The organism is Pseudomonas sp. 58(2021), assembly GCF_017491585.1.
Lineage (GTDB): Bacteria > Pseudomonadota > Gammaproteobacteria > Pseudomonadales > Pseudomonadaceae > Aquipseudomonas > Aquipseudomonas fluorescens_BT.
In genome coordinates, this window is sequence record NZ_JAFGYZ010000003.1 from 40,186 (window position 1) to 61,937 (window position 21,752).

The following is a 21,752-nucleotide window of genomic DNA, read 5'->3' on the forward strand; positions in this document are numbered from 1 at the left end:
AAAGCTCCTGTGCTCAATTGCGCGGCGGGCCTTTGAGGTCCAGTGGCGCAGCGTTGTCGGGGCGACCGCGAATCAGCGATTCCGGATGGCGACCGAGGTAATCCGACAGTTCACGCAACGAGCGCGACATGCGCCCGAGCTCGTCGAGGGTCTGGGTGAGTTTCTCCCGCTGCGGCGAGTCCTCGGCCAGGGTCGAGCTGGCCGATTGCAGGGTCTTGCTGACGTCGGCCAGGGTGTTCTGGACGCCGGGCAAGGTCTTGGCGTTGAACTGGGTCAGGCTTTTACGCAGCTCGACGAGGTTGCCGTCGAGATTGCCGGCAATGCGCTCCACGGGCAGTTTGTTGAGCTTGTCGACCATGGCCTCGAGTTTTTCCTGCAGCTGTTCAAGGCTGCCGGGGATGGTCGGAATGACGATCGGACGGGCCGTCGTGTCAAACGCGACTTTTTCGGCCTTGGGGAAGAAGTCCAGAGCGATGTACAGCTGCCCCGTCAGGAGGTTGCCGCTGCGGGCCTGAGCGCGCAGACCGTTGTCGACGAAGGTGCCGATCAGGCGCACGGCGGCGGCTTCGTCTTCGGGGTTGTGGTTGAGCACCTGGAGCATCTTCTCGTGGGCCCGTCCGAGGCGTTGCGGGTAGATCACGATGCCGACGTTGACCGGGAAGCTGCGTTTCTTCTCGTCGTAGTCCAGGTTGATACTCACCACCCGGCCGATTTCCATGCCGAGGAATTCAACCGGCGCATCGACCTTGAGACCGCGCATCGCTTGATCGAAACGCAGTCTCAGGTACTGCGGCTTGCCGGCAGGCGGGGCGAGGGCGGTCTGCTGGTCTTCGAACAGGTCGAAGGTCTTTTCTTCAGCGGCGGCGACATCGTTGGGGCTGTACTCCGGGGCGCGGAAGGCGACGCCGCCGATCAGCAAGGTCGACAGCGATTCGGTTTTCACCGCAAAGCCATTGGCGCCGACATTGACGTCAATGCCGCTGGCGTTCCAGAACCGGGTGTTCTCCGTGACGTAGGCATCGTTCGGCGCATGGATGAACACCTCGACATTGACACCCTTGCCATCGGCATCCAGGGCATAGGCCACGACCTGGCCGACCGGGATCTTGCGGTAATAGACCGGTGAGCCGATATCCAGCGACCCAAGGTCCTGGGTGTGCAGATTGAAGCGCTTGCCCGGTTCGCCATAAGTGATCGGTGGCGGGTTTTCCAGCCCTTTGAAGTGTTTGGCGCGCGAGTCGGACTGGCCGATATCGGCTCCGATGTAGTCGCCGGACAGCAGCGTATCGATACCTGAAACACCGCCAGCGCCGATACGGGGTCGCACCACCCAGAACTTCGAGTCTTCGCGGGTAAAGGTTTCGGCCTGCTTGGCCAGTTTGATCGTGGCGTTGACGCTTTTCTGGTCGCCGCTCAGCTCGACGTCCGAGACCTGGCCGATCACCACGTTACGGTATTTGACTTCGGTCTTGTTGGCGGTCAGACCGCTGCCGGTCTTGAAGGTCACGACGATGGTCGGGCCTTCCTGCATCAGGTTGTGCACCACCAGTGAAATGCCCACCAGCACCGCGACGATCGGCACGATCCACACCAGGGAAATGCTGAAACGCCGGGTCTTGACCGGGGCTTGGCCGGGTGCTCGCGGTTGATCGGCGGCTGACGACTCCATCCATGACCTCCAGAGTGTGTTGGGCACTGAGCGTCAGGAACGCAAAAGCACTTCATCAATATAGAAGTGCTTTGCGATAGAGCAAATCGGCGAGCCTCAGCCCAGCAGTTCCCGCAGGCGATACCAGAGCATGCCCAGCGCCAGCAGCGGCGAGCGCAACGCCGGACCGCCGGGGAAGGTCATGTGCGGCACGCCGCTGAACACGTCCATGCCTTGGCTGTGGCCGGTATGAATCGCTTCGCCCAACAGCCTGGCGCACCAGTGCGTGACGTTCAGGCCATGGCCGGAGTAACCCTGGGCGTAGAACACGTTCGGGTGCTGTTTGAGCCGCCCGACCTGCGGGAAGCGATTGGCAGTGATGCCGATCTTGCCACCCCATTGATAGTCGATGCGCACATCCGCCAGTTGCGGGAACACCTTGAGCATCTTCGGTCGCATGTAGGCTGCGATGTCCGCCGGATCCTTCCCGGAATAATGGCAGGCGCCGCCGAACAGCAAGCGCCGGTCCGCCGAGAGCCGGTAATAGTCGAGGCCGACTTTCTGATCGCAGAGCGCCAGATTCTGCGGGATCAGTTCGGCAGCACGCTCTTTGGACAGGGGCTCGGTGGCGATGATGTAGCTGCCCGCCGGCAGGACCTTGCCGCTGAGCTGTTGCTCGAGTTCGTCCAGATGCGCGTTGCAACCGAGCACCAGACTGCCGGCGCGCACCGTGCCCGAAGCGCAGCGCACTTGCACCGTGGCACCGTGGACGATTTCCAGCACCGGGCTCTGCTCGAAGATCCGTACCCCGAGCGACGCCGCCAGCCTCGCTTCGCCCTGGACCAGATCGAGCGGGTGCAGATGGCCCGAACCCATGTCGATCAGGCCTCCTTTGTAGACACCTGAATTGACGACTTGCCGGCGCATGTCTTCAGGGCTGACCAGTCGCGTTTCGTGGGCATAACCCGAGAGCGCGAGACTGTCTTGTTCGGCCTTGAACGCCTCGAACTGCGCCGTGGTGTTGGCCAGTTCGCAGAAGCCCCAGCGCAGGTCGCACTCGATGGCGTTGTCGCCGATGCGCCGGCGCACCAGCTCAACCGAGTCGACGCCGGCCTGTTGCAGATAGCGCACGCCTTCTGTGCCGACATGACGGGCGAAGCCCTCGACCTCATGGCCGATGCCACGTATCAACTGGCCGCCATTGCGTCCGCTGGCGCCCCAGCCGATGCGCCGACCTTCGAGCAGCACCACCGAGAGGCCGCGCTGCGCCAGCTCGATGGCGGTGTTGACGCCGGTAAAACCGCCGCCGATCACGCAGACATCGGCGATCAGGTCGGCTTCAAGCGCAGGGTACTGCGTGCTCGCCCGGGCCGACGCGGCGTAGTAGGAGCGAGCATGTTCCTGGGTGTACTGATTCATTTGTTCGACTTCACTTTGCTCCAGGAACGGGTCATCAGACGCATGATCGACTGGGGCGGGGTGGTGGAAATGTAGAGTTTGTCGAGCACTTCCTGAGTCGGGTACACCTCTGGATTGCTGACCAGTGCCACGTCCATGTACTGCTTGGCCGGCGGATTCGGGTTGGCGTAGCCGACCGAGGCGCTGACCTTGGCGATCACTTGCGGGTCGAGCAGGTAATTGATGAAAGCGTGGGCTTCTTTGGTGTTGCCGGCATCGGCGGGAATCGCCAGCAGGTCGAACCACAGGTTCGCGCCTTCCTTGGGGATCGCGTAGGCGATGTTCACGCCGTTCCTGGCTTCCTTGGCGCGGTTGGCGGCCTGGAACACGTCGCCGGAGTAACCGAAGGCCACGCAGATATCGCCGTTGGCCAGATCCGACACGTATTTCGAAGAGTGGAAATAGGTGATGTACGGGCGGATGCTCAGCAGTTTGGCTTCAGCTTTCTTGAAGTCTTCCGGGTTCTCGCTGCGCGGGTCCATGCCCATGTAATTGAGGATCGCCGGGAACACTTCGTCCGCCGAGTCCATCATCGATACGCCACATTGGGTGAGTTTTTTCAGGTTCTGCGGCTCGAACAGCACGGCCCAGGAATCGATGTGATCGATGCCCAGCACTTGCTTGACCTTGTCGACGTTGTAGCCGATGCCGTTGGTGCCCCAGAGGTACGGCACCGAGTGTTCGTTGCCCGGGTCGTTTTTCTCGAGCAGGGCCAGCAGTTTCGGGTCGAGGTTCTTCCAGTTCGGCAGTTGCGAGCGGTCCAGTTTGAGGAACGCCCCTGCCTTCACCTGACGGGCCAGGAAGTGGTTGGACGGCACCACCACGTCGTAGCCGGTGCGTCCGGCGAGCAATTTGCCTTCGAGGGTTTCGTTGGAGTCGAAGACGTCGTAGATCACCTTGATCCCGCTGGATGACTGGAAGTCGGCGAGGGTAGTTTCGCCAATGTAATCGGTCCAGTTGTAGACGCTGACCTGCGGTTGGGCGAGGGCACCGGCACTGCATGCCAGGGCCAGAGCCAGAGCCAGAGCGGCGGGGATCACGGATTTCAACAGACGCATATCGACACCTCTTCGAATTATTGGATTTTTCAGGTGATTCTCTGGTGTGCCATCGCGAGCAGGCTCACTCCCACAGGGGAATGCATTTCAAATGTGGGAGCGAGCCTGCTCGCGATAGCGATGGATCAGTCAATGAAGGTCTCAGACGCTCAGCAACAGGAACTCACGCTCCCAGGAGCTGATCACGCGCTTGAAGTTTTCATGCTCGGCACGCTTCACCGCCACATAACCACGCACAAACTTGCTGCCCAGGTACTCGGCGACGGTGTCGCACTCTTCCATCTGGGTCAGGGCCTCTTCGATGGTGATCGGCAGGCGCAGGTTGCGGCGCTCATAGGCGCGACCTTCGACGGCAGCGCTCGGTTCGATGCCCTCGACCATGCCGATGTAGCCGCACAGCAGGCTCGCGGCGATGGCCAGGTACGGGTTGGCGTCGGCGCCCGGCAGGCGGTTTTCCACGCGCATTGCCTCAGGACCGGAGGTCGGAACCCGCAGGCCGACGGTGCGGTTTTCTTCGCCCCATTCGACATTGACCGGCGCCGAGGTGTCCGGCAGGAAGCGGCGGAACGAGTTCACGTTGGGCGCAAACATCGGCAGCACTTTCGGGATCAGCTTTTGCAGACCGCCGATGTGATGGCGGAACAGGTCGCTCATGGTGCCGTCGGCGTTGGCGAAAATCGGCTTGCCGGTGGCGATTTCCACCACGCTCTGGTGCAGGTGCATGGCGCTGCCGGGTTCGTCGCCAATCGGTTTGGCCATGAAGGTCGCAGTGACGTTGTGCTTGAGTGCGGCTTCGCGCAGGGTGCGCTTGAACACGGTGATCTGGTCGGCCAGATCCAGCGCGTCGCCATGACGGAAGTTGATTTCCATCTGCGCCGGGCCGTCTTCGTGAATCAGCGTGTCCAGGTCCAGGCCTTGCAGTTCGCACCAGTCGTAGACATCTTCGAACAGCGGATCGAATTCGTTGGCCGCATCGATGGAGAACGACTGACGACCGCTTTCGGCACGCCCGGAACGGCCCAGCGGTGCCTTCAACGGCAAGTCCGGGTCTTCGCAGCGCTGGGTCAGGTAGAACTCCATTTCCGGCGCCACGATCGGCTTCCAGCCCTTGTCGGTGTACAGCTGCAGGACTTTCTTCAGCACGTTGCGCGGTGACAGTTCGATCGGATTGCCGAACTTGTCGAAGGTGTCGTGGATCACGATGGCCGTTGGCTCGATGGCCCATGGCACCACGTACACCGCGTCGCTCACCGGTTTGCAGACCATGTCGATGTCGGCCGGGTCGAGCAGGTCGTAGTAGATGTCGTCGTCGACAAAATCCCCGGTTACCGTTTGCAGCAGCACACTTTCCGGCAGGCGCATGCCTCGCTCATGCAGGAACTTGTTGGTCGGTGCAATTTTGCCGCGGGCGATGCCGGTCAGGTCGCTGACCACGCATTCCACTTCGGTAATCTTGTGATCTTTCAGCCATGTGAACAGCTGATCGAAAGGGGCATTCATAAAGACCTCGTCGTTGGTTTTGTTGACGCGGGGGAATCGCGATTTCATCTTTCGCAGGCTTCCCCTGTGGCGCGTTGACGACTATCTTGGGCGGGCCTTGCCGTTCCATCTATCCACTTTCAGCAGCACCAAAGCGCACCAAAAGAGTGCGCAAGGTCCCCCATGACGACGTGCAATCCGCTACAGGTTCAAGCTTTCAATACCGCCGATGTCGCCGAGCAGATCCGCGCGACACCGGGCTGGGTCCAGCAGTATCAACAGATGTCGCCGGGGCATTTCGCCGGGCGAATCCGCTATCTGGACCTGGAAGGCGTGGAGGTCTACGAAGAACAGATGAACACCCGGGTCGAGCAGAATTTCAGTGCGCCGCCGGGGTCTCTGGCGTTCTGCTTCGATCGCAGTGACAACGCGCTGTATCTGCTGAATGAAGAGAGTCGCAACATCTGGATCACCCCGGAGAACTACCAGGAAATCGCCGTGGTGTTCGGTCCCGAATTCGTCCGCCAGAACGGTCTGGACGTGGCTCGGCTGGAAGGTCTGTTCATGGCGCCACTCAACGGCGCGCAGAATGCGCTGTTCAGCCGCTGGTTAAGCTCCACGCTCACGAAGTTGTCGCAAGCCCTTGATCAGCCAAGCAAAGAAGCGCTGACCCAGCAGTTGCTGGAGGACTGTCTGTTCATCCTCGATAACGCCTGTGTGTGTCTGGACAGCGGTGGTTTGCAGCGCCGCGCCGAAGAGCGGACGACCATGAAACGGGTGGGGGAATGGGCGGCGGATTCGCCGGAAGAAACCCTCAATCTGCTGGAACTGGCCCAGGTCGCCGGGGTGTCGTTGCGGCAGTTGCAGCAGACGTTCAAGGCCTACACCGGGATGTCACCGACTCAATGGCTTCGTCTGCGGCGGCTCAACGGGGCGCGCCGGGAATTGCTCGGCGCAGCCGCTTCAGGCACCACGGTGGCGGAGGTGGCGATGAACTGGTCGTTCTGGCATCTGGGGCGGTTTTCCAATAGTTATCGGGCGCTGTTCAATGAGTTGCCGAGTGAGACTTTGAAGCGATCCTGCCGCTAACAGAAAGCGATTTCCCTCTCAGGCGCCCTTTCTGAGCAACTGCCCGAGCGCTTCCAGTTCGCCTTTTTCCACATCGGAAACCAGTACGAACCGCATGTGGTTTGCCTGCCAGGAAACCACGTTGAAGCCGCGAATCGCCTGGCTCTGCAAGGGTTTGTCGGCCTCCGGCGTCGGCAGGATAAACACATTGATGATGTGTTTGGCCCGGCCGTAACTCAGGGCGGCGGTGGTCTGGTGTCGCAGGTAATCCAGCCGCCCGCCGAGCAGTGGGAAGCCCTGTGCCGCGTAGTCCGCGACCGGCGGCGAGAAATCGAGCTTGCCGGTGAACCAGGGTTTGACGGTATGGCGGTCGGAAGACACCACGTCGTTCAAGTGTTCGCCCATCAACGAGCGGACATGGCTGGAGACGGCTTCGTCCATCAACGGTTGTTCGCTGCCGGGCGTTGCCACGTAGAGCACCAGCGCCATCGCCAGTGCTGCTGCGGAAAATGCCGGGGCGAACCAGTTTTGCCAACGCCGACTCGGCGAGGCGGGCGTTTGCGCGGCCAACACACTGGCGAGCAGTGATTCCGATGCCGCGTAATAGGGCGCGTGGCGCTTCACACTGATCTTCAGCACCTTCGCCTCGGCATGCCGTCGGGAACACTCGCCGCAGGTGTTCAGATGCGCAGCCACTTGCGCAGCCACCTCCGGATCAAGTTCCTGATCCAGAAAACCGTGCAGTTGCGTGCGGCAAATCGCGCAATCGAGTTCATTCATGTTCGTGCCACTTCAGTAATTCGAGCTTGAGCATCGCACGGGCCCGGGCCAGCCTCGACATGACCGTGCCGATGGGAATATCGACCACCAGGGCGATGTCCTTGTAGGGCATGTCTTCGAGCTCCTTGAGCACGATGACCTCGCGAAAGGCCGGCGGCAAGGCGCTCAATGCCCGCTGGATCAGTGCCGCGTTTTCCGTGTGAATGGCCAGCAGTTCCGGCGTCTGGTGGTGGCTCAAGGCGCCTTCGTGGTGATCGGTTTCGTCGTCGACAGGCACCCAGTGGCGCCCGGCCGAGGCCTTGAGCCAGGTGTAGCTTTCGTTGCGCACGATGGTCAGGAACCAGGCCTTGGCATTGCCGTCAGTGAAACGCTGCAAATACCGGAAGGCACGCAACGCGCTTTCCTGCACCACGTCTCGCGCGGCGCTGTCGCTGCCCGTAAGCCAGCGCGCGAGGTTGTAAGCCGCGTCCAGGTGCGGCGCAACCAGTTCCTCGAATCGATTCATAGTGATTTCCGCACCGTCACACCCCCTATAACCGTGATGCGTCGTGTTTTATTCCCTGGAAAATTTGTGTTGCGGCGCGGAATAAACGTTCGTCCCGCAAGGTTCTTCCTGGTGTCAGCTACATCACTGTAGTCCGCCCTCGAGGACATACCGATGGACAATCAAACAAAACATCCACTGCGCACCGACGGCTTGCTGCATAACCCGGACCGGCGAACGCTGCTCAAATGCTCGGCATGGGCCGGGGCCGGTGTCCTCTGGGCCTTGAGCGGCGGCATTCCCAGAGCCTTTGCGATGGATGAAGCGGGTAACGTCACCGACCCCAAGGCGTTGGCCAGCACCTTTCATTTCGTGCAGATCAGTGACTCGCACATCGGCTTCAACAAGGACGCCAACCCGGAGCCGGTGAAAACCCTGCAAGTGGCAATCGACAAGGTCATCGCACTGCCGAAACGGCCGTCGCTGATCCTGCACACCGGCGACATCACCCACCTGTCCAAGGCCGAGGAATTTGACACCGCAGCGCAGGTACTCAAAGGCCTGCCGTCGACCGTGCATTACATCCCCGGCGAACACGACACCCTCGACGAGGGCGGCGGCAAGCTCTATCTGGAACGCTACGGCAAGGGCACCAAAGGCAATGGCTGGTACAGCTTTGATGACCACGGCGTGCATTTCATCGCGCTGGTCAATGTCTTCAACTTCCAGGCTGGCCATGAAGCCAGCCTCGGCGCCGATCAACTGGCGTGGCTGGCCGATGATCTGCGGGCAGTTTCGACCAGCACGCCGATCGTGGTGTTCACTCACATTCCGCTGTGGACGATCTATCAGCCCTGGGGCTGGGGCACCGAGGACGGCGATCAGGCGATTGCGATGCTGCGCAAATACGGCTCGGTCACGGTGTTGAACGGGCATATTCATCAGGTCATCCAGAAGATCGAAGGCAACATCACCTTCCATACCGCCCGTGGCACGGCGTATCCGCAACCCGCACCGGGCGCGGCACCGTCGCCGGGGCCGATGACGGTGGCGGCCGATCAGTTGCGCAACTATCTGGGGATTACCGAGGTGCGGGCGACACAAGGCGATCATCCGTTGGCACTGATCGATTCGACACTGGTCCAGGGGAGGGCGACCCAATGAAAGCGCGACTGTTGGCAATGCTGTGCCTGTTTTTGTCGATGCCGGTCTGGGCACAGGAAGTAAAGGTCGATATCAAGGAGTTCATGTTCGGCCCCAAGGACCTGACCGTGGCCGTCGGCACCCAGGTGACGTGGGTCAATGACGACCAGATCCCGCACACGGTGGCCGAAACCCACAAGGTGTTCCGCTCGGGGGCGCTGGACACCCATGACAGTTTTTCCTGGGTGTTCAATACGCCGGGCGAGTTCGAGTATTTCTGCGTGCTGCATCCGCAGATGATCGGCAAGATTGTGGTCACTCAATAAACAGAAGGCTCGCCTCTTACAGGGGCGCGCCTTTTTTTCAGCTGTTTTCAGAGCTGTACCCGACGCAGCCTGCCACTCAACGCAACGACTTTATTGTCTGGCGTGGGCAGGAGGCGCCCCGTCAATCCCATGCCTTCGCTCACCAGTACCGCGTCCTGCACCAGACACAGATTGGACGGGGTATCCAGGTCACGGGCGAGCACGGTCACTTCGCCCGTTTGCAGATTGCAGCTCAACAGTCGCCCGCTGAATCGAGTGAATCCGCCATGCAGCGGTTCGCCATTCCAGTCAGGCGGCAACGGTTGTTGCAGACGGCTACAGAGCTCCAGCACCAACACATCGCCTTGCGGACACAGTGCCAGCCCGGTGGGCAATTGCAGGCCACGAATCAGCACTTCGATCCGGCCGGTGTCGGGCCAGACCCGAATCACCTGACCGGCCTGATCGTCAAAGTCGATGCCTTTGCGGGCGGGGTCGTTGTGCAGCTCTCCGGAGAACAGGCTGAGCAGCACGGCGTCTGTCGCCGGTTCGTGGATCAGTGTGACGGGAACGGCTTCCTGTCCCATGTCCAGATCGGGCAACTGGACCAGGACCTGTTCATCCTCGCCGCTACGGAATTCCACCAGTTGGTTGGTATCGGGTTTGACGGCCAGCCAACTGTGGCGGGTCGGGTGATAACACAGTGCATTGAGATTGCCCCGACTGTGAAACACCGGCTCGGGCGGGGTGTATTGCAGGTCCAGCAGTTTCGAGCCCGCGACATAATCGGTCTGGCTGACCAGACAGCGTCCTTCACCGCAGGCGATGTCCGACAGGCCCATGATTTCATCGCGCAGCATGCGGGCCTGCATGTTCATCGAGCGAAAACCCGGCGCCAGTGTTTCAGGGGCGAGATACGCGCCGGGCTTGAGCGGGTCCGGTCGCAGTCGGCTGATGCGGCCGCTGAACGTCTGGTCCGGCAGGCCTGATCCAGCCTCGACCAGCAGCAGGCTGCCATCGGCCTGCACACAGGCGCCACGTGGATTCAGCAGGCCTTCGGCGATGATAGTGCTGGGGCGCAGCGTCTCGCGGGGGCGCGCAGGAACATGAACAGTCATAGGTTTCTCTCCATGGGCTGAGGGATGCGATTACTGCGGTGGCTGCCAGGGTTCGCCCGTGAGGTAGGCCCGCAACAGTGCCCGCTGACAAGGCGACATCGAGCGCACCACGGGCATGAACAGCGTGGTGCCTTTGTAGGCATCCGAAGTGCGGGCGAGGATCGGATTTTTCGCGCCCATGATCGCGTCGGGCTGGTTCAGCGGGATGTAGCGCGACATGGCTGGAAAGGCCAGGTAGTGAAAGCGCAGGACGTTTGGATACATCATTTCCCAGGTGATGCTGGTGCCTCTGGGGATACCGAAGTCGGTCTGGGCGTATTTGCGGAAGTTGGTGAAATACGTGCCGCTATCCTGACCGTTAACGGTGTAGGTCAGGGCGACGAACCCTGCCAGGGGCGCCGCTGCGGGTTTTACGTTGACGGAGAACGTGACGGACAACTGACCGGGGCTCACCGTCAGGGCCGGGGGGAAATAAAGGAAGTCGCAGTAGCGCTGTTGTGTGTAATACGGTCCCGAGGGCGCGGCGGTGAGATCGATTTCGGTTGTGCTGGTCACCGCAGCACCCAGATACCGGACCTGTAGCGTAATCGACAGGCCCTGCGGGTAGTCCTCGGTATAGACACTGCGTTGATCGGCGTAGACCCGATAGACCGACTCTGTTGCCTGCAAGGTAGTCCCGGCGACCTTGCCGGGGGCGCTGATGGCCAGTGCCGAGGATCTGACCGCCGACTGTTGGGCTGTATTGAGAGGCAGATCGACAATGCCGCCATACACGTAATAGTCGAGCAGGGGACTGCTGGTCGGATCGAGTGTGGAGAGGTTGGTGTCACCGGCTGCGAGGGTGACAGGACCGTAATTGCCGTTAGGTCCGATAGGGCTGGTGATGTCATCCCGGACGAGCCTGAACGTCTCTTTCGGAATGATGTTGACCATGTCGACGCTCAGCATTGCCGCGCTGCTCAGGTCGGCATAGCCGGTGCCGCCCGTGCCCTGATTGACGATCTGACGGCCCGCCTGACAGTCCAGCGGCTCATTGGCGAACGCCGGCGCCAATGTACCGATGACCCGGCCGATGCTCGGGTTCGGGGTGTCTCTGCCGGCGGCATAATCGGCTTGCAACTGGGGCGTGGTCATCGTCGGGCACATTTCGAACATCACGAAGCGCAGGACGATACCGGTGGCACCCGGAGCCTGAATGATCGATCGCAAGCCACTGCTGTTCTGGTTCCAGCTGACAATACTGCTCAGCTGGAAGGTCAGCTGGAAGGTGCCGCTTATACGGCAGGAACCGGGTGCATCCAGCTCCTTCGGCGTTGGCTGCAGCACCCGCTTGCCGAGATCCTGGCTGCTGCAAACTGCATTGTCGTGAATCAGCAATTGGATGTTGTTACTGCCACCGATTTGCAGGCCACCGACAAATATCTGGGTGGTGGTGGTCGAGGTGGGATCGAGGTCCACCATCATCGGGCCCGATACCGGCCCTTGTCCGGTCACCGGGTCCACGGAACCCAGCAGATAGACCGGCTGGCCCACCATATCGCCAGTGGTACTGACGCTGCCCGGGCTGCCCTGAGAACTGATCAGCGCGTTTTGCATGTCGACGACATGCTGCCCGTAATGATTCCAGCCGCCAGCGGTGTAATAGTCGCCCGTAGGCGCATTGATCATGCTGTTCAACTGATCGTCGGTATAAGACCGGGCCCCCGATGCCAGGGTCGAAGTGGTCAGGTCAAAGATCGGCCAGTTGTCATCGCCGTCATAAGGAATGGTCGGGGAGTTGTTCGGCAGGCTGACATCCGTGCGGATGCCGCCCCAGAAATTCAGTCGCGGGCCATTGAGGATGCTCATGATTTATTTCCCGTCCTTGATGGTTTTGCCGAGCGGCGAATGGGCGAATTTGAACAGATAGGAGTAATCGGACTTGTAGGGGCTCTTGACCGGCGTCGCCATGGAGTGACAGTTCATGCAACTGCTGTTGGGCTGGATGTAGCTTTCCATGGTCACGTTGGCCGAGAGTGCTGGCGTCGGCTGGCCCAGCGGGTTGCTCGGGTTATCCGGCATCAACGGGCGTTGGGTGGTGATGAGCTGGTAGTACTTCAACACGCTGTTTTGCAGCCCCGGGTCGGCCTGGTAACGGGCGTTGATCTGGTTTGTGATGTCAGCGATCGGCGTGACCCGGTTCAGCGGGTTCGGGGTCTGGAACGTGGTGCCGGGTTTGGGCACGCAGACCTGATGCGGGCCCTGAGTCTGCCAGTCGCAGGGTGACTGGTTGAGGGATGCGGCGGGCGCAGCGACGTTGAAGTAGGAGTAGGCCGTGCCTGCGACAGGCTGATCGACCCATTGGCCGTTCACCAGTGCCTTGGGCGGAACGTTGTCGACCTGTTCGAACGTCGACCAGATCCACTGCGGATAACCGTTGGCCTTGGTGATGATGTGCAGGCCGACCAGCCCCAGAAACGCCTCGGTGACACCGTTCTTCTGGCCCTGATCATTGAAGGTCGCCACCCGGGCGAGCAGGGTCAGGTAACGGCTGGCGTTGTCATGGGCGGTGAGGATTCGCCAGCTCGACTTGATCTCGATGACGCCCCACGGAAACGTGATGTTGTTGGCTTTGGAGACGACATCGGCGTTGTAGAAGTTGTTGCCCACGATGTAGTTGTATGAAGTCTCGTTGGCCGAAATGTCGTAGTAGGTCGGGTTTTTCGCCTGATCGATCAGCCAGCCGCCGACCGCCTGATCGACGGCGTTGACCTGAGCGCTGTTTTTCAAAGAAGCGATGTTGATGATGTTGAAGCTTTTTGCGATCTGCGGGGAATTCCACGGCCCCGGATTGGCAGCGTTCGGCAGAAAGATTTCCCCGACGGTCTTGTAGGTCTGCCACACGGTATAGCCGGCTGCACCAGGCTGCTTGGTGCAGTCGGGATTGCCGCGCTGCCCGCTCTTTGCCGGCCAGCTCAGGGCGATGAACATCTGCCAGCTGTATTGATCGAACTGATCCTGCCCGGCCGTGGCGGCCGGTGCGGTACCGGGCGGCTGGCAGTTCAACTGGCTGGCCTGCACCGATGGCATGGCTTGTTCCCTGGCCAGCGCCGGCAGGCTGGCCAGGCCCAGCAACATCACGGAAAAACAGAGTGTGGTTTTCATGGCGATCCTTCGTCGTTGATCACGGTTTACGCTGCATGAGCTTGTTCCACTGCGCCTTTTGGCCGTTGCTCTGCGACGTCGGCGGCTCGAACAACTGGCAGGGCGGCGGATTCGACGGGCACATGGCGGCAACCTGTGCCCAGGTCTGTTTCGGGTCCGGTTTGGCGATGCGGAAGTCGGTGTAGTTCTGGCTGACGATCGGTGCGTTGGCGACGCTGGTGTCACCGGAAAAGAAGAACGACTGCGGCGACCGGTAGGGTGGTTGCCCCGACATTTTTTTGTAGAAGGCATAGCCGAACAGGATCGGACCTTGCGGCGAGTCGAGATCCAGGGCGTAGGCCTGCACGCTGCCATCGAGATTCTTGCTGCGCTCGGCGCTGTAGGGCAGGTGTTCGATGAAATCCTGCCGTGGCGGATGATTCATCGGTGAGAACATGCAGCAGGCCGGCATGTCTTTCGGGCGATCCTGCGGATAGGTCAGGAAGTACGCCTTGTTGCCCAGGGAGACGAACGAGCAGGTGTAGTTGTTGTTCTTGATCGGGAAGATCGGCAGGCAGTATTTCTCGTAGTGCTCCATCATCGCGCCGAAGCCGTCGCCGTCCGGCGCAATGTAGGTCGTGTCGTAGTAGCTGGTCCCCCGGGAGACGGTGTAGTCCGCAGGCTTCAGGGTCGTTGGCGGGTTGCTGTAGGGCGGCGGGTTGTTTTCGTAGTTATGCATCACCCGGTACATGGTCCAGTTGCTGATCCAGAACGCCGGAAAGAACGGGTCGGAAGGCTCACCCGGATTGCGTTTGGCGATGCAGTTGCCGTTCTGTTCATTGCACCCCAGCGTGTTGTGTACGCCATTGGTGAAGTAGACGGCGCCGCTGTCCTGGGCGAATGCGGATGGACAGAACAACAGGATCAACAGCAACAGACGGTTCAAGAGGCTGACGTTCATGGGTCACTCCCTGGCAAGGCGCACTGCGGGTCTGAACGCCCGCAGTGGCTCATCTTTCCTGATGGATCAGAGGTCGTCGTAATCGCTCATCTTCAGTGGCATGGGCGGGAAGTTGCGCTTGACCAGTTTCTGCGCCCACAACTCCAGCACGGCGCGCCGGCTCTGCGACAGGTCGCGGGTGATAGGCATCGCGAGGGTGCTTTCTTCCTGGTACTCCTTGCTGATCAGCCGGATCAACTGGTCGACCGCGCCTTCCACTCGCGTCCGGGAATTGAGCGGCATGAACTTGTTCATGATCGGGTACAGGTAATAGAACGTCTTGAGGACCCTTGGGTAGATGAAGTCATCCCAGATCGCTTCGGGCGCATTCTTGTCCTTGTAGATGTCGTTCCAGTAATTGACGAAGTCCTGTTGCAGCTGCATGTCCAGAGGCAGGACGCGCAGCGGGGCGAGGAAGTCGGTCTGGGCGTCCGTGAGCGGGAAGCTGAAAGGGATGACCGGGTCGCTGGAGTCTTCCTTGACGATGAAGCGCAGCGTCGGGAAGCCCGGGGCCACAGCCTTGAAACTCACCTGGGCGATGCCATTGGCGTCGGTGGTGGTGGCGACGTAGGAGTAATCCACCGTCTGATCGTTATCCAGCGTTCCGCTGACGTACACGCCGGCGTCGAATTGCAGGCAAGGGCTCAGGGGGGCCGTGATCGGTTGACTTGGGCCATTCATGAATGACTGATAACTGACCTCAACGCCCACCGGTTTGTCTTTGGCTTCCAGATTGACCAGTCGACGACCGCTGCCGGTGGCCAGGTAGTTCGCTACCGGCGCCGTGCCCTTGAACTGTGGCAGGTTGGCGGTGTTTTTGTTGCGGTCTGCGTTGTCGTAAAACAGCGTGAAGTCGGGGTTATTCAGGAACGTCAGGTAGTAGTCGCTGGTGGTCACGTTGTAAGGGTTGCCGTATTCCACCACCCAGAGTGTGGTGTTGGCAGCCGGTTGACCATTTTTCTGCACCATGATGTTCAGCGTCTTGCGGTCGTTCACGTCGACGAAGGTGCCACTTTCTACCACCTCGGCGGTCCAGACTTGCTGAGTGGCGGCTTTCACGGGGCCTGATGACGTCTGTTGCTGCAGCTCCAGCGGGCCGGATTGCAAGGTGGTCGCTTGCGTGGCGCTGAGGGGGATATCCAGCAGGCCCGAGCGCTTGTCGAACGCCGACTGTCGATACTGCTCGAAACCGATGTCGACCACCGGCACGAAATTCCCGTTCTGCGATACGCCCAGCTTGTAGTCGCCGGCCTGGAACTTCTCGGCCGTCAGGACATCGGCGTTCTTGTCCAGCGGATAGAACGGAAACGTGTTGGCCAGATCCAGCGACAACATGTTGTTGGTGATCTGCGCCGAGGTCACACCCAGATTGGTGCTGGTCGGCTCAGACATGCCGGGGCGAGTGACCATGATCTTCTGGTCGGTGACCAGACGCGGGCCGGCGGGCGCCGTAGGGTATTCGTGGTCGAACCACAGACCCAGGGTCGCTACGGTACGGTTGTAGGCGGGGTTGAAGAAAATATCGGATACGTTGTCCAGCCCCTTCTGATACATCGCCGTCAAACGGGCCTGCGCCGATTTGTCATTGTCGCGGGTGTCGACGTACGGGAAGTCGTTGAACACACCGTTCCTGTCGTAACAGGTGAGGTACGTGGCGAACCTGAACATCAGGCCCTGAGCGTTTTGAGCCTCCATCTGTTGCTGAAGATTGCGCAGCAGGACGGAATCGCCGATGACCCATTCCAGATTGTCCCGGGGAAAGCAGGTCTGCCAGGTGGTGGTGACATACGCCAGACCACCGAAGTCGCCGGCCCAATTGAACGTCAGGAAGCGGTCGAGCATCCGGTATTCACGGTTCAACGTCAGGCCACAGGTGGCATCCCCGAGCTGCAGCTTGTCGAAGTACAGCGCTGTGAAGGTGTTCTGCCACGGGCTGATATCCACGAAACGCGCGGCCGTCGGACTCTGACTGCCAAAAGGATTGCCAAGCAACTGGAAGTCTCTGCCGACCAGTGCGTCCTGAGCAATGTAGGTGTTGGCCTGCAACTCGCCGCCAATAATGGTCGAGCGGGTACTCTGGTAACTCACGGTCCCGCAGGCGTTGTCGCCAAACAGGTCCCATTCGCCGGGTATGAACGGGAAGGTTTTTGGGCTTCCGTTGGTCGGAACCTGCTGCACATAGGGCGGCAGATCATTCTGCTGCACGGGTGAAATGATCCAGGGCATCAGAGTGGTGGAAGCGTTCGCCTGGGTGATGTCGTAGTAGCGGGTGAACGGCCAGTTGATGTCCATCTTCACCGCGTCATAGAGCGGCAGCACATCATTGTTGTTGGCCGTTGGCGGGTTCCAGAACATATGGCCGTTGAGGTAGATCCGGGGGAAGTTCAATACGCTCATGTCGTGCTCCTTAGCGTTGCCACTGGGCGCGCTTCAGCGACCAGACAAAGTCCAGTTTTTTGTAGCCGTCGAAAGCGGACGGCGGCAGCGGGGTTGTCGGGTAGACGATGCCGCCATCCTTTTTGATGGCGAAATCGAAATAGCCCTTGTCGTTCGAATAGGCCGCAGTGCCATGGCAGGCCAGGCAGGACGAAGTGTTCTGGAATGCCGATTCCAGCTGCGAGTTGGCCAGTACCTGAGTGATGGGCTGGAACTCGACCCCGATCAGCTCGTACTTCGACAGCGTCGGGTTGTTGGCCTGGAAACTGACGTTCACCGGTTTCGCGGCCGGGGTCGGCCCGGTGGTGTTGGTCATCGGTTTCGGTGTGGGGTCGTTGGTCACCGTGTATTTGCTGTTGTTGACGTTTTCGAAGGTGGTCCAGACCCAGTTGGCGTCCAGCTTGTTGACCACATGCAGCCCGCTCAACGCCGCATAGCCGACCTGATAGCTGCCGTCGTCCTGCCGGTAATAAGCCTGGCCAATGTAGTAACCGTCGTTGGCCAGGGTTTGCCGATAGGTCGTGTCCGAGCCGATCCAGAGCCACGCCGCTTTCAACTCCCACGCGGTGGCCGGGAAGTTCAGGTTGTCCGCCAGCGCGGCTTGACCGTTCATGTTGTAGACCTGACGCGCCACGATGTAGTCGAAGGTGTCTTCACCCATCAACAGTTGAAAGCGCACCGGGTTGCCTCGCTGAGAGGCAGGCACTGCGCCGCCCATGTGCAGCGCCAGGCCATCGACCTGTTGCGTGGCATTGATGTTGTGGAAGGTCCGGCTCAGGTCCATTCCCAGTGCTGTCGCCTGTTTTGTCACGTCGGCCGGGAGCGGGGCGGAGCTGGCATAGGCGCCGGGCGCAGCGCCATCGGGCAGGTAGACCTGGTCCGAAGGCTTCATGGTTTCCCACACCCGGTTGCTGGCCTGGGCGGTGCTGAACTGGTTCAGACAGACAAACCAGTTCCAGGCCATGGTTTCGGGACTCTGCTCGAACGCCGCCCGGGTCTTGGCAATGTCGGTTCCAAATTTCAGAAATTGATTGCAATCGAAACTGTTGGTGTCCTGTGCCTGAGCCAAACCGGCCAGTGCACTGAGAACGGTTATAGAAATGGCTCGCCGCATGGAAGCTCCTTGGCATTGGCCGAGTGGTGGTAGAGGTGCCCCAGAAAATGCTGAAGGAGCAGTTGTTTCACCGCCGTAGCCGCCAGGGTTTGCGGCAACGGCAGATCGCAATTGGTGATGAGCAGCGGGCCGTTTTCCTCGCGCTCGGGCAGGCGTCCGTGACTGCCACGGACCAGTCCGGTGTCCAGCGGGATCAGGTCCATGTAGTAGCGAAAACCGAGTTTTTTCTGCAGCAGACGGCGCGCGACTCTCAATTTCGGGAAGCGAATGGCCGGGTCGATGAACAGCTCCAGCGGGTCGTAGCCCGGCTTGCGGTGGATGTCCACGGTGCGGGCAAAGTCGGGGGCCTTGCGATCGTCGAACCAGTAGTAGTAATCGAACCAGTAACCCGCTGCGGCCACGGCCACCAGCTCGCCGCTGCGCGGGTGATCCAGCGCAAAGGTTCGTTGCCCGGCCTTGTCCAGCACATGCTCGATACCGGGCTGGCACTGCAGCAATGCTTTGACGCGGGGAATGTCCCGGGCGTTTTTCACATAGACATGGGCGATCTGATGATCGGCCACGGCAAAGGCTGCACTGGCGCCGGGGTCGAGCAATTCCCAGGTCAGCGACTGGCGTACTTCCAGCAAACCTTCCGAGCGCAGCACGCGGTTGATGGACACCGATTGGCTGACCGCTTCGATGCCGTATTCGGACAACAGCATCACCGCGGCGCCTTGCGCCTCGGCGAAGGTCAGCAGCCGGCCGACCTCATGGTCGATAGCCCGCACCTCATCGGCAATCGACGGATGCTCGGGCCCCACGCGCTGAAGGCTGTAGTCGAGGTGCGGCAGATAGATCAATTGCAGATCGGGCCGGTCGAGCTGGAATTCGGCAATCGCGCAATCGACGATCCAGCGGCTCGACGCAATACCCGCCACCGGCCCCCAGAAAGCCGGAAAGGGGAACTCGCCGATTTGCCGTTCGATGGTTTCGTGCAACGAAGCCGGTGACGAATACAGACCGAACAGCTTGCGGCCATCGGCGGGGTAGTGCGGCCGCGGGGTGATGGCGGCGTCCACGTCGGCGTACATGTTGTACCACCAGAACAACTGGCTGCAGCGAAATCCGGGGATCTCGCGCTTGAGCGTTTCCCAGACCTTTTCGCCCTGAATCAATGCATTGGGCTGCAGCCAGAACCGCACTTCGGCCTGATCGCGAAAGTACCAGCCGTTGCCGACGATGCCGTGTTCGGACGGCGGCCGCCCGGTGAGAATCGAGGCCTGCACCGACGACGTGACGGCCGGGAACACCGGTTGCAGGCTGGCCATTTTGGCGTTTTTCAGCAAGGCATTGATGTTCGGGGTCGCGTCTCCCAGCAATGCTGGCGTCAGCCCGACCACGTTGATCAGCAGCAGCGGTTGGCGTGGTCGTTCAGAGGGCATCGGCGTACGTCTCCTGCGCTTGTGGTTGCAGCAGTTGCCGTTGGCGCAACTGCTCCTCGACCCAATTCAGTTCCGCAGCGATGCCCTGCAGTTGGGCGTGTTCGGTCGTCGGGCGCAATTGGGCGGGGAGGACGCCCCAGCTGTAGGTTTCCACCTCCAGCACAGGGCGAAACTCCCGATGGTCAGCGAGATAGTCGAAGGTCTGCGCCAGAGCTATCTGACTGCCACTCAGCTCGGGCAACACCAGCTGTTCGCTGAACAGCGGGATATGGAAATGAATACGTAACTCGGCATAGCGATCCGGGTGCTTCGCGCAATCGTCGAGAGCGGCGGGCAGATCGGCCCAGGCCACCAGGCGGTCCTGTGCGTCGCGCGCCTTCACTTGATGCAGGTAGGTGGTTTCGCAAAAGTCGCTCAAGGTCTTGAGGACTTGTTCGCGGCGGCTGTCGTCCGGGGAGGGCAGGCGACAGACCAAGGCATTGGACAGCTGGATCTTGCCGATCGGCACCCGCGCCTGACGCAGCCTGACCAGCGAGCGATAACAGTCTTCGAACATCACGGCCTGGTGGCAGACGTCAAAACACAGCGCCAGATAATCGTGGTGCGGATCCGTGGTTTGCCAGCGGCGGAAGAAGGCGATGGCCTGATCGGTGTTTTCCAGCACGCAGTCAGGTTCCATCTCCAGGCAGAACAGGATTTTCTTGCCGGTCTCCCGATGCAGTCTGGCCAGTGACGTCGTGAGTTCGCGCAGTTGAAACTCCGCACGTTGTTGCAGCGTCGGGCTCCAGGTGGCGGCGTACCCCAGCGGTACGGTGGAAATCACCCCTTGATGACAGTCCGCCGGCAACGCCTGCGCAAGGATCTGCGCCAGTTCGAGGCTGTACGCCAGGCGCTTCGGCTCGGCCCAACTGGGCAGGTACACGGCGGCTTTCACTGCACCCTCATGAAACTGCCCGTAGGGGAAACCGTTGAGCGAGGTCAGTCGCAATCCACTGCGTTGCAGCAGGCCGAGGAACTCCGTACGTGCGGATTTCTGCTGTAACCCGGTGGCGGCGAGGGCGCTGATCCACAGTCCGCTGTCTTGTTCTTTCAGCCCGCGTTGTGTGCGCACACCCTGAAAGTGCTGTTCGATGGAGACCTTCAGCCTGGCCAGGTCATGGGTCGGGTGCACGTTGCTGCAATACCCGACCTGCGCGGCAGCCCAACCCATACCGGCACTCATTTGATCACCGGCTCCTGCCCGCGCAGGGCAGAGTTGTCCTGCCATTGCCGGCGCTGATCGATGGGCAGCGGGGTGCTGATCAGGGCTTTGTCCAGTTGGCCGCTCTGGGCGAAAAAATCCACCGGATTGTGGAACAGCACCTGTTCGACCTGGGCCTCGCTGAAGCCCGCCGCCAACATCGCCTGACCGGTTTTCGGCACTTTGAGCGGGTCGCTGATGCCCCAGTCGGCGGCGCTGTTGACCACCATTTTCTCGGTGCCGTACTCCTGGAGCAGGGCCACCATGCGCTGTTCCGACATCTTGGTGTTGGGATAGATCGAGTGACCCCGCCAGCAGTCGCTGTCCAGTACCAGCGGCAACGTCAGTTCGTTGAGGTGGTCGATGATCACCAGATGTTCATTGATCCCCACTTCACGAATCACCGCCAGTGTGCGCTTGGTGCCGCCAATCTTGTCGCGGTGCGGCGTGTGCACCAGCACCGGCAGATTGAATTGTCTGGCCAGTTCCAGTTGCGCGGCGAGAAAGCGATCTTCCTCGGGCGTGATGTCGTCGTAGCCGATTTCGCCGACCGCGACGACGCCGTCCTTCACCAGATAGCGCGGCAAGATCTCCAGCACTTCATTGGCCACCGACAAGTCATTGGCCTCTTTGGGATTGAGGCCGATGGTGCAGAAGTGATGGATGCCGAACATGCTGGCGCGAAAGCGCTCCCAGCCCAGCAGGGTGTCGAAGTAATCAATGAAACTGCCGACACTGGTCCGGGCCTGGCCCTGCCAGAAGGCCGGCTCGATCACCCCGGTGATGCCGGCGGCGGCCATGTTCTGGTAGTCGTCGGTGGTGCGGCTGACCATGTGAATGTGCGGGTCGAAGTACTTGGGCATGGTGAATCCTC

The 21,752-nt window shown here is 60.7% G+C and carries 18 protein-coding genes; 3 read left to right on the plus strand and 15 right to left on the minus strand.

All coding sequences use genetic code 11. The features are described 5' to 3' along the window. Positions 1-13: 13 nt before the first annotated feature. The 4 genes from J5M72_RS03975 to J5M72_RS03990 all read right to left on the minus strand — a co-directional run bounded on the left by J5M72_RS03975 (position 14) and on the right by J5M72_RS03990 (position 5,664). Positions 14-1,669 (minus strand): MlaD family protein, encoded by a 1,656-nt coding sequence (locus J5M72_RS03975; protein ID WP_207864125.1) that lies wholly within the window; start codon positions 1,667-1,669, stop codon positions 14-16. Between the two features lie 96 nt (positions 1,670-1,765). After that, a complete protein-coding gene (locus tag J5M72_RS03980; protein WP_207864127.1) occupies positions 1,766-3,067 on the minus strand; it encodes an FAD-binding oxidoreductase in 1,302 nt (433 codons plus the stop codon). Next, positions 3,064-4,164: a polyamine ABC transporter substrate-binding protein gene (locus J5M72_RS03985; RefSeq protein ID WP_207864130.1), complete on the minus strand. Its 1,101-nt coding sequence runs from the start codon at positions 4,162-4,164 to the stop codon at positions 3,064-3,066. Before J5M72_RS03985 ends, J5M72_RS03980 begins: the two co-directional genes overlap by 4 nt. Before the next feature lie 141 nt (positions 4,165-4,305). After that, positions 4,306-5,664, minus strand: coding sequence for a glutamine synthetase family protein (locus J5M72_RS03990; RefSeq protein WP_169430464.1), 1,359 nt, complete (start codon positions 5,662-5,664; stop codon positions 4,306-4,308). Between the two features lie 162 nt (positions 5,665-5,826). Between J5M72_RS03990 and J5M72_RS03995 the strand changes: the two genes are divergently transcribed. After that, a complete protein-coding gene (locus J5M72_RS03995) occupies positions 5,827-6,732 on the plus strand; it encodes a helix-turn-helix domain-containing protein (protein ID WP_207864132.1) in 906 nt (301 codons plus the stop codon). An 18-nt stretch (positions 6,733-6,750) separates the two neighbouring features. On the opposite strand, the gene J5M72_RS04000 is transcribed toward J5M72_RS03995, so the two are convergent. Continuing rightward, entirely contained in the window at positions 6,751-7,491 is a 741-nt protein-coding gene (locus tag J5M72_RS04000) for an anti-sigma factor (RefSeq protein WP_207864134.1), read from the minus strand. Further along, a complete protein-coding gene (locus tag J5M72_RS04005) occupies positions 7,484-7,996 on the minus strand; it encodes a sigma-70 family RNA polymerase sigma factor (protein ID WP_207864136.1) in 513 nt (170 codons plus the stop codon). The genes J5M72_RS04000 and J5M72_RS04005 overlap by 8 nt, the downstream gene beginning before the upstream one ends. A 153-nt stretch (positions 7,997-8,149) precedes the next feature. Here J5M72_RS04005 and J5M72_RS04010 point away from each other — a divergent pair, with 153 nt between their 5' ends. Both J5M72_RS04010 and J5M72_RS04015 read left to right on the plus strand, forming a co-directional pair. Then, positions 8,150-9,139, plus strand: a complete 990-nt coding sequence (locus J5M72_RS04010) for a metallophosphoesterase (RefSeq protein WP_207864138.1) — start codon at positions 8,150-8,152, stop codon at positions 9,137-9,139. Next, a complete protein-coding gene (locus J5M72_RS04015; RefSeq protein WP_207864140.1) occupies positions 9,136-9,444 on the plus strand; it encodes a plastocyanin/azurin family copper-binding protein in 309 nt (102 codons plus the stop codon). Before J5M72_RS04010 ends, J5M72_RS04015 begins: the two co-directional genes overlap by 4 nt. 47 nt (positions 9,445-9,491) lie before the next feature. Here J5M72_RS04015 and J5M72_RS04020 read toward each other — a convergent pair whose 3' ends face one another. The 9 genes from J5M72_RS04020 to J5M72_RS04060 form a co-directional block, all read right to left on the minus strand. Then, a complete protein-coding gene (locus tag J5M72_RS04020; protein WP_207864142.1) occupies positions 9,492-10,541 on the minus strand; it encodes a hypothetical protein in 1,050 nt (349 codons plus the stop codon). 30 nt (positions 10,542-10,571) lie between these two features. Beyond that, positions 10,572-12,389, minus strand: coding sequence for a hypothetical protein (locus J5M72_RS04025; protein WP_207864144.1), 1,818 nt, complete (start codon positions 12,387-12,389; stop codon positions 10,572-10,574). Positions 12,390-12,392: 3 nt separating this feature from the next. Further along, the gene (locus tag J5M72_RS04030) at positions 12,393-13,685 is read right to left on the minus strand and encodes a hypothetical protein (RefSeq protein ID WP_207864147.1); all 1,293 of its coding nucleotides are present in this window, start codon (positions 13,683-13,685) and stop codon (positions 12,393-12,395) included. A gap of 19 nt (positions 13,686-13,704) precedes the next feature. Beyond that, complete coding sequence (locus J5M72_RS04035; RefSeq protein ID WP_207864149.1) at positions 13,705-14,625, minus strand: hypothetical protein; 921 nt, start codon at positions 14,623-14,625, stop codon at positions 13,705-13,707. A 66-nt stretch (positions 14,626-14,691) separates the two neighbouring features. Next, complete coding sequence (locus tag J5M72_RS04040; protein ID WP_207864151.1) at positions 14,692-17,061, minus strand: hypothetical protein; 2,370 nt, start codon at positions 17,059-17,061, stop codon at positions 14,692-14,694. Between the two features lie 10 nt (positions 17,062-17,071). After that, a complete protein-coding gene (locus tag J5M72_RS04045; protein WP_207864153.1) occupies positions 17,072-18,214 on the minus strand; it encodes a hypothetical protein in 1,143 nt (380 codons plus the stop codon). Next, on the minus strand, positions 18,193-19,638 hold the full coding sequence (locus J5M72_RS04050) for a nucleotide pyrophosphatase/phosphodiesterase family protein (protein WP_207864155.1): 1,446 nt from the start codon (positions 19,636-19,638) through the stop codon (positions 18,193-18,195). The genes J5M72_RS04045 and J5M72_RS04050 overlap by 22 nt, the downstream gene beginning before the upstream one ends. After that, complete coding sequence (gene eboE / locus J5M72_RS04055) at positions 19,628-20,860, minus strand: metabolite traffic protein EboE (protein ID WP_207864164.1); 1,233 nt, start codon at positions 20,858-20,860, stop codon at positions 19,628-19,630. Before eboE ends, J5M72_RS04050 begins: the two co-directional genes overlap by 11 nt. Beyond that, positions 20,857-21,741, minus strand: coding sequence for a TatD family hydrolase (locus tag J5M72_RS04060; RefSeq protein WP_207864172.1), 885 nt, complete (start codon positions 21,739-21,741; stop codon positions 20,857-20,859). Before J5M72_RS04060 ends, eboE begins: the two co-directional genes overlap by 4 nt. Between the last annotated feature and the right edge of the window lie 11 nt (positions 21,742-21,752).

What these genes read in the sequence shown, in the direction of transcription:
- J5M72_RS03990 (WP_169430464.1), bottom strand. Translation starts at nt 5,664, where the DNA reads ATGAATGCCCCTTTCGATCAGCTGTTCACATGGCTGAAAGATCACAAG.
- J5M72_RS04030 (WP_207864147.1), bottom strand. Translation starts at nt 13,685, where the DNA reads ATGAAAACCACACTCTGTTTTTCCGTGATGTTGCTGGGCCTGGCCAGC.
- J5M72_RS03980 (WP_207864127.1), bottom strand. Translation starts at nt 3,067, where the DNA reads ATGAATCAGTACACCCAGGAACATGCTCGCTCCTACTACGCCGCGTCG.
- J5M72_RS04005 (WP_207864136.1), bottom strand. Translation starts at nt 7,996, where the DNA reads ATGAATCGATTCGAGGAACTGGTTGCGCCGCACCTGGACGCGGCTTAC.
- J5M72_RS03985 (WP_207864130.1), bottom strand. Translation starts at nt 4,164, where the DNA reads ATGCGTCTGTTGAAATCCGTGATCCCCGCCGCTCTGGCTCTGGCTCTG.
- J5M72_RS04060 (WP_207864172.1), bottom strand. Translation starts at nt 21,741, where the DNA reads ATGCCCAAGTACTTCGACCCGCACATTCACATGGTCAGCCGCACCACC.
- eboE (WP_207864164.1), bottom strand. Translation starts at nt 20,860, where the DNA reads ATGAGTGCCGGTATGGGTTGGGCTGCCGCGCAGGTCGGGTATTGCAGC.
- J5M72_RS04040 (WP_207864151.1), bottom strand. Translation starts at nt 17,061, where the DNA reads ATGAGCGTATTGAACTTCCCCCGGATCTACCTCAACGGCCATATGTTC.
- J5M72_RS04045 (WP_207864153.1), bottom strand. Translation starts at nt 18,214, where the DNA reads ATGCGGCGAGCCATTTCTATAACCGTTCTCAGTGCACTGGCCGGTTTG.
- J5M72_RS03975 (WP_207864125.1), bottom strand. Translation starts at nt 1,669, where the DNA reads ATGGAGTCGTCAGCCGCCGATCAACCGCGAGCACCCGGCCAAGCCCCG.
- J5M72_RS04010 (WP_207864138.1), top strand. Translation starts at nt 8,150, where the DNA reads ATGGACAATCAAACAAAACATCCACTGCGCACCGACGGCTTGCTGCAT.
- J5M72_RS04035 (WP_207864149.1), bottom strand. Translation starts at nt 14,625, where the DNA reads ATGAACGTCAGCCTCTTGAACCGTCTGTTGCTGTTGATCCTGTTGTTC.
- J5M72_RS04025 (WP_207864144.1), bottom strand. Translation starts at nt 12,389, where the DNA reads ATGAGCATCCTCAATGGCCCGCGACTGAATTTCTGGGGCGGCATCCGC.
- J5M72_RS03995 (WP_207864132.1), top strand. Translation starts at nt 5,827, where the DNA reads ATGACGACGTGCAATCCGCTACAGGTTCAAGCTTTCAATACCGCCGAT.
- J5M72_RS04050 (WP_207864155.1), bottom strand. Translation starts at nt 19,638, where the DNA reads ATGCCCTCTGAACGACCACGCCAACCGCTGCTGCTGATCAACGTGGTC.
- J5M72_RS04015 (WP_207864140.1), top strand. Translation starts at nt 9,136, where the DNA reads ATGAAAGCGCGACTGTTGGCAATGCTGTGCCTGTTTTTGTCGATGCCG.
- J5M72_RS04000 (WP_207864134.1), bottom strand. Translation starts at nt 7,491, where the DNA reads ATGAATGAACTCGATTGCGCGATTTGCCGCACGCAACTGCACGGTTTT.
- J5M72_RS04020 (WP_207864142.1), bottom strand. Translation starts at nt 10,541, where the DNA reads ATGACTGTTCATGTTCCTGCGCGCCCCCGCGAGACGCTGCGCCCCAGC.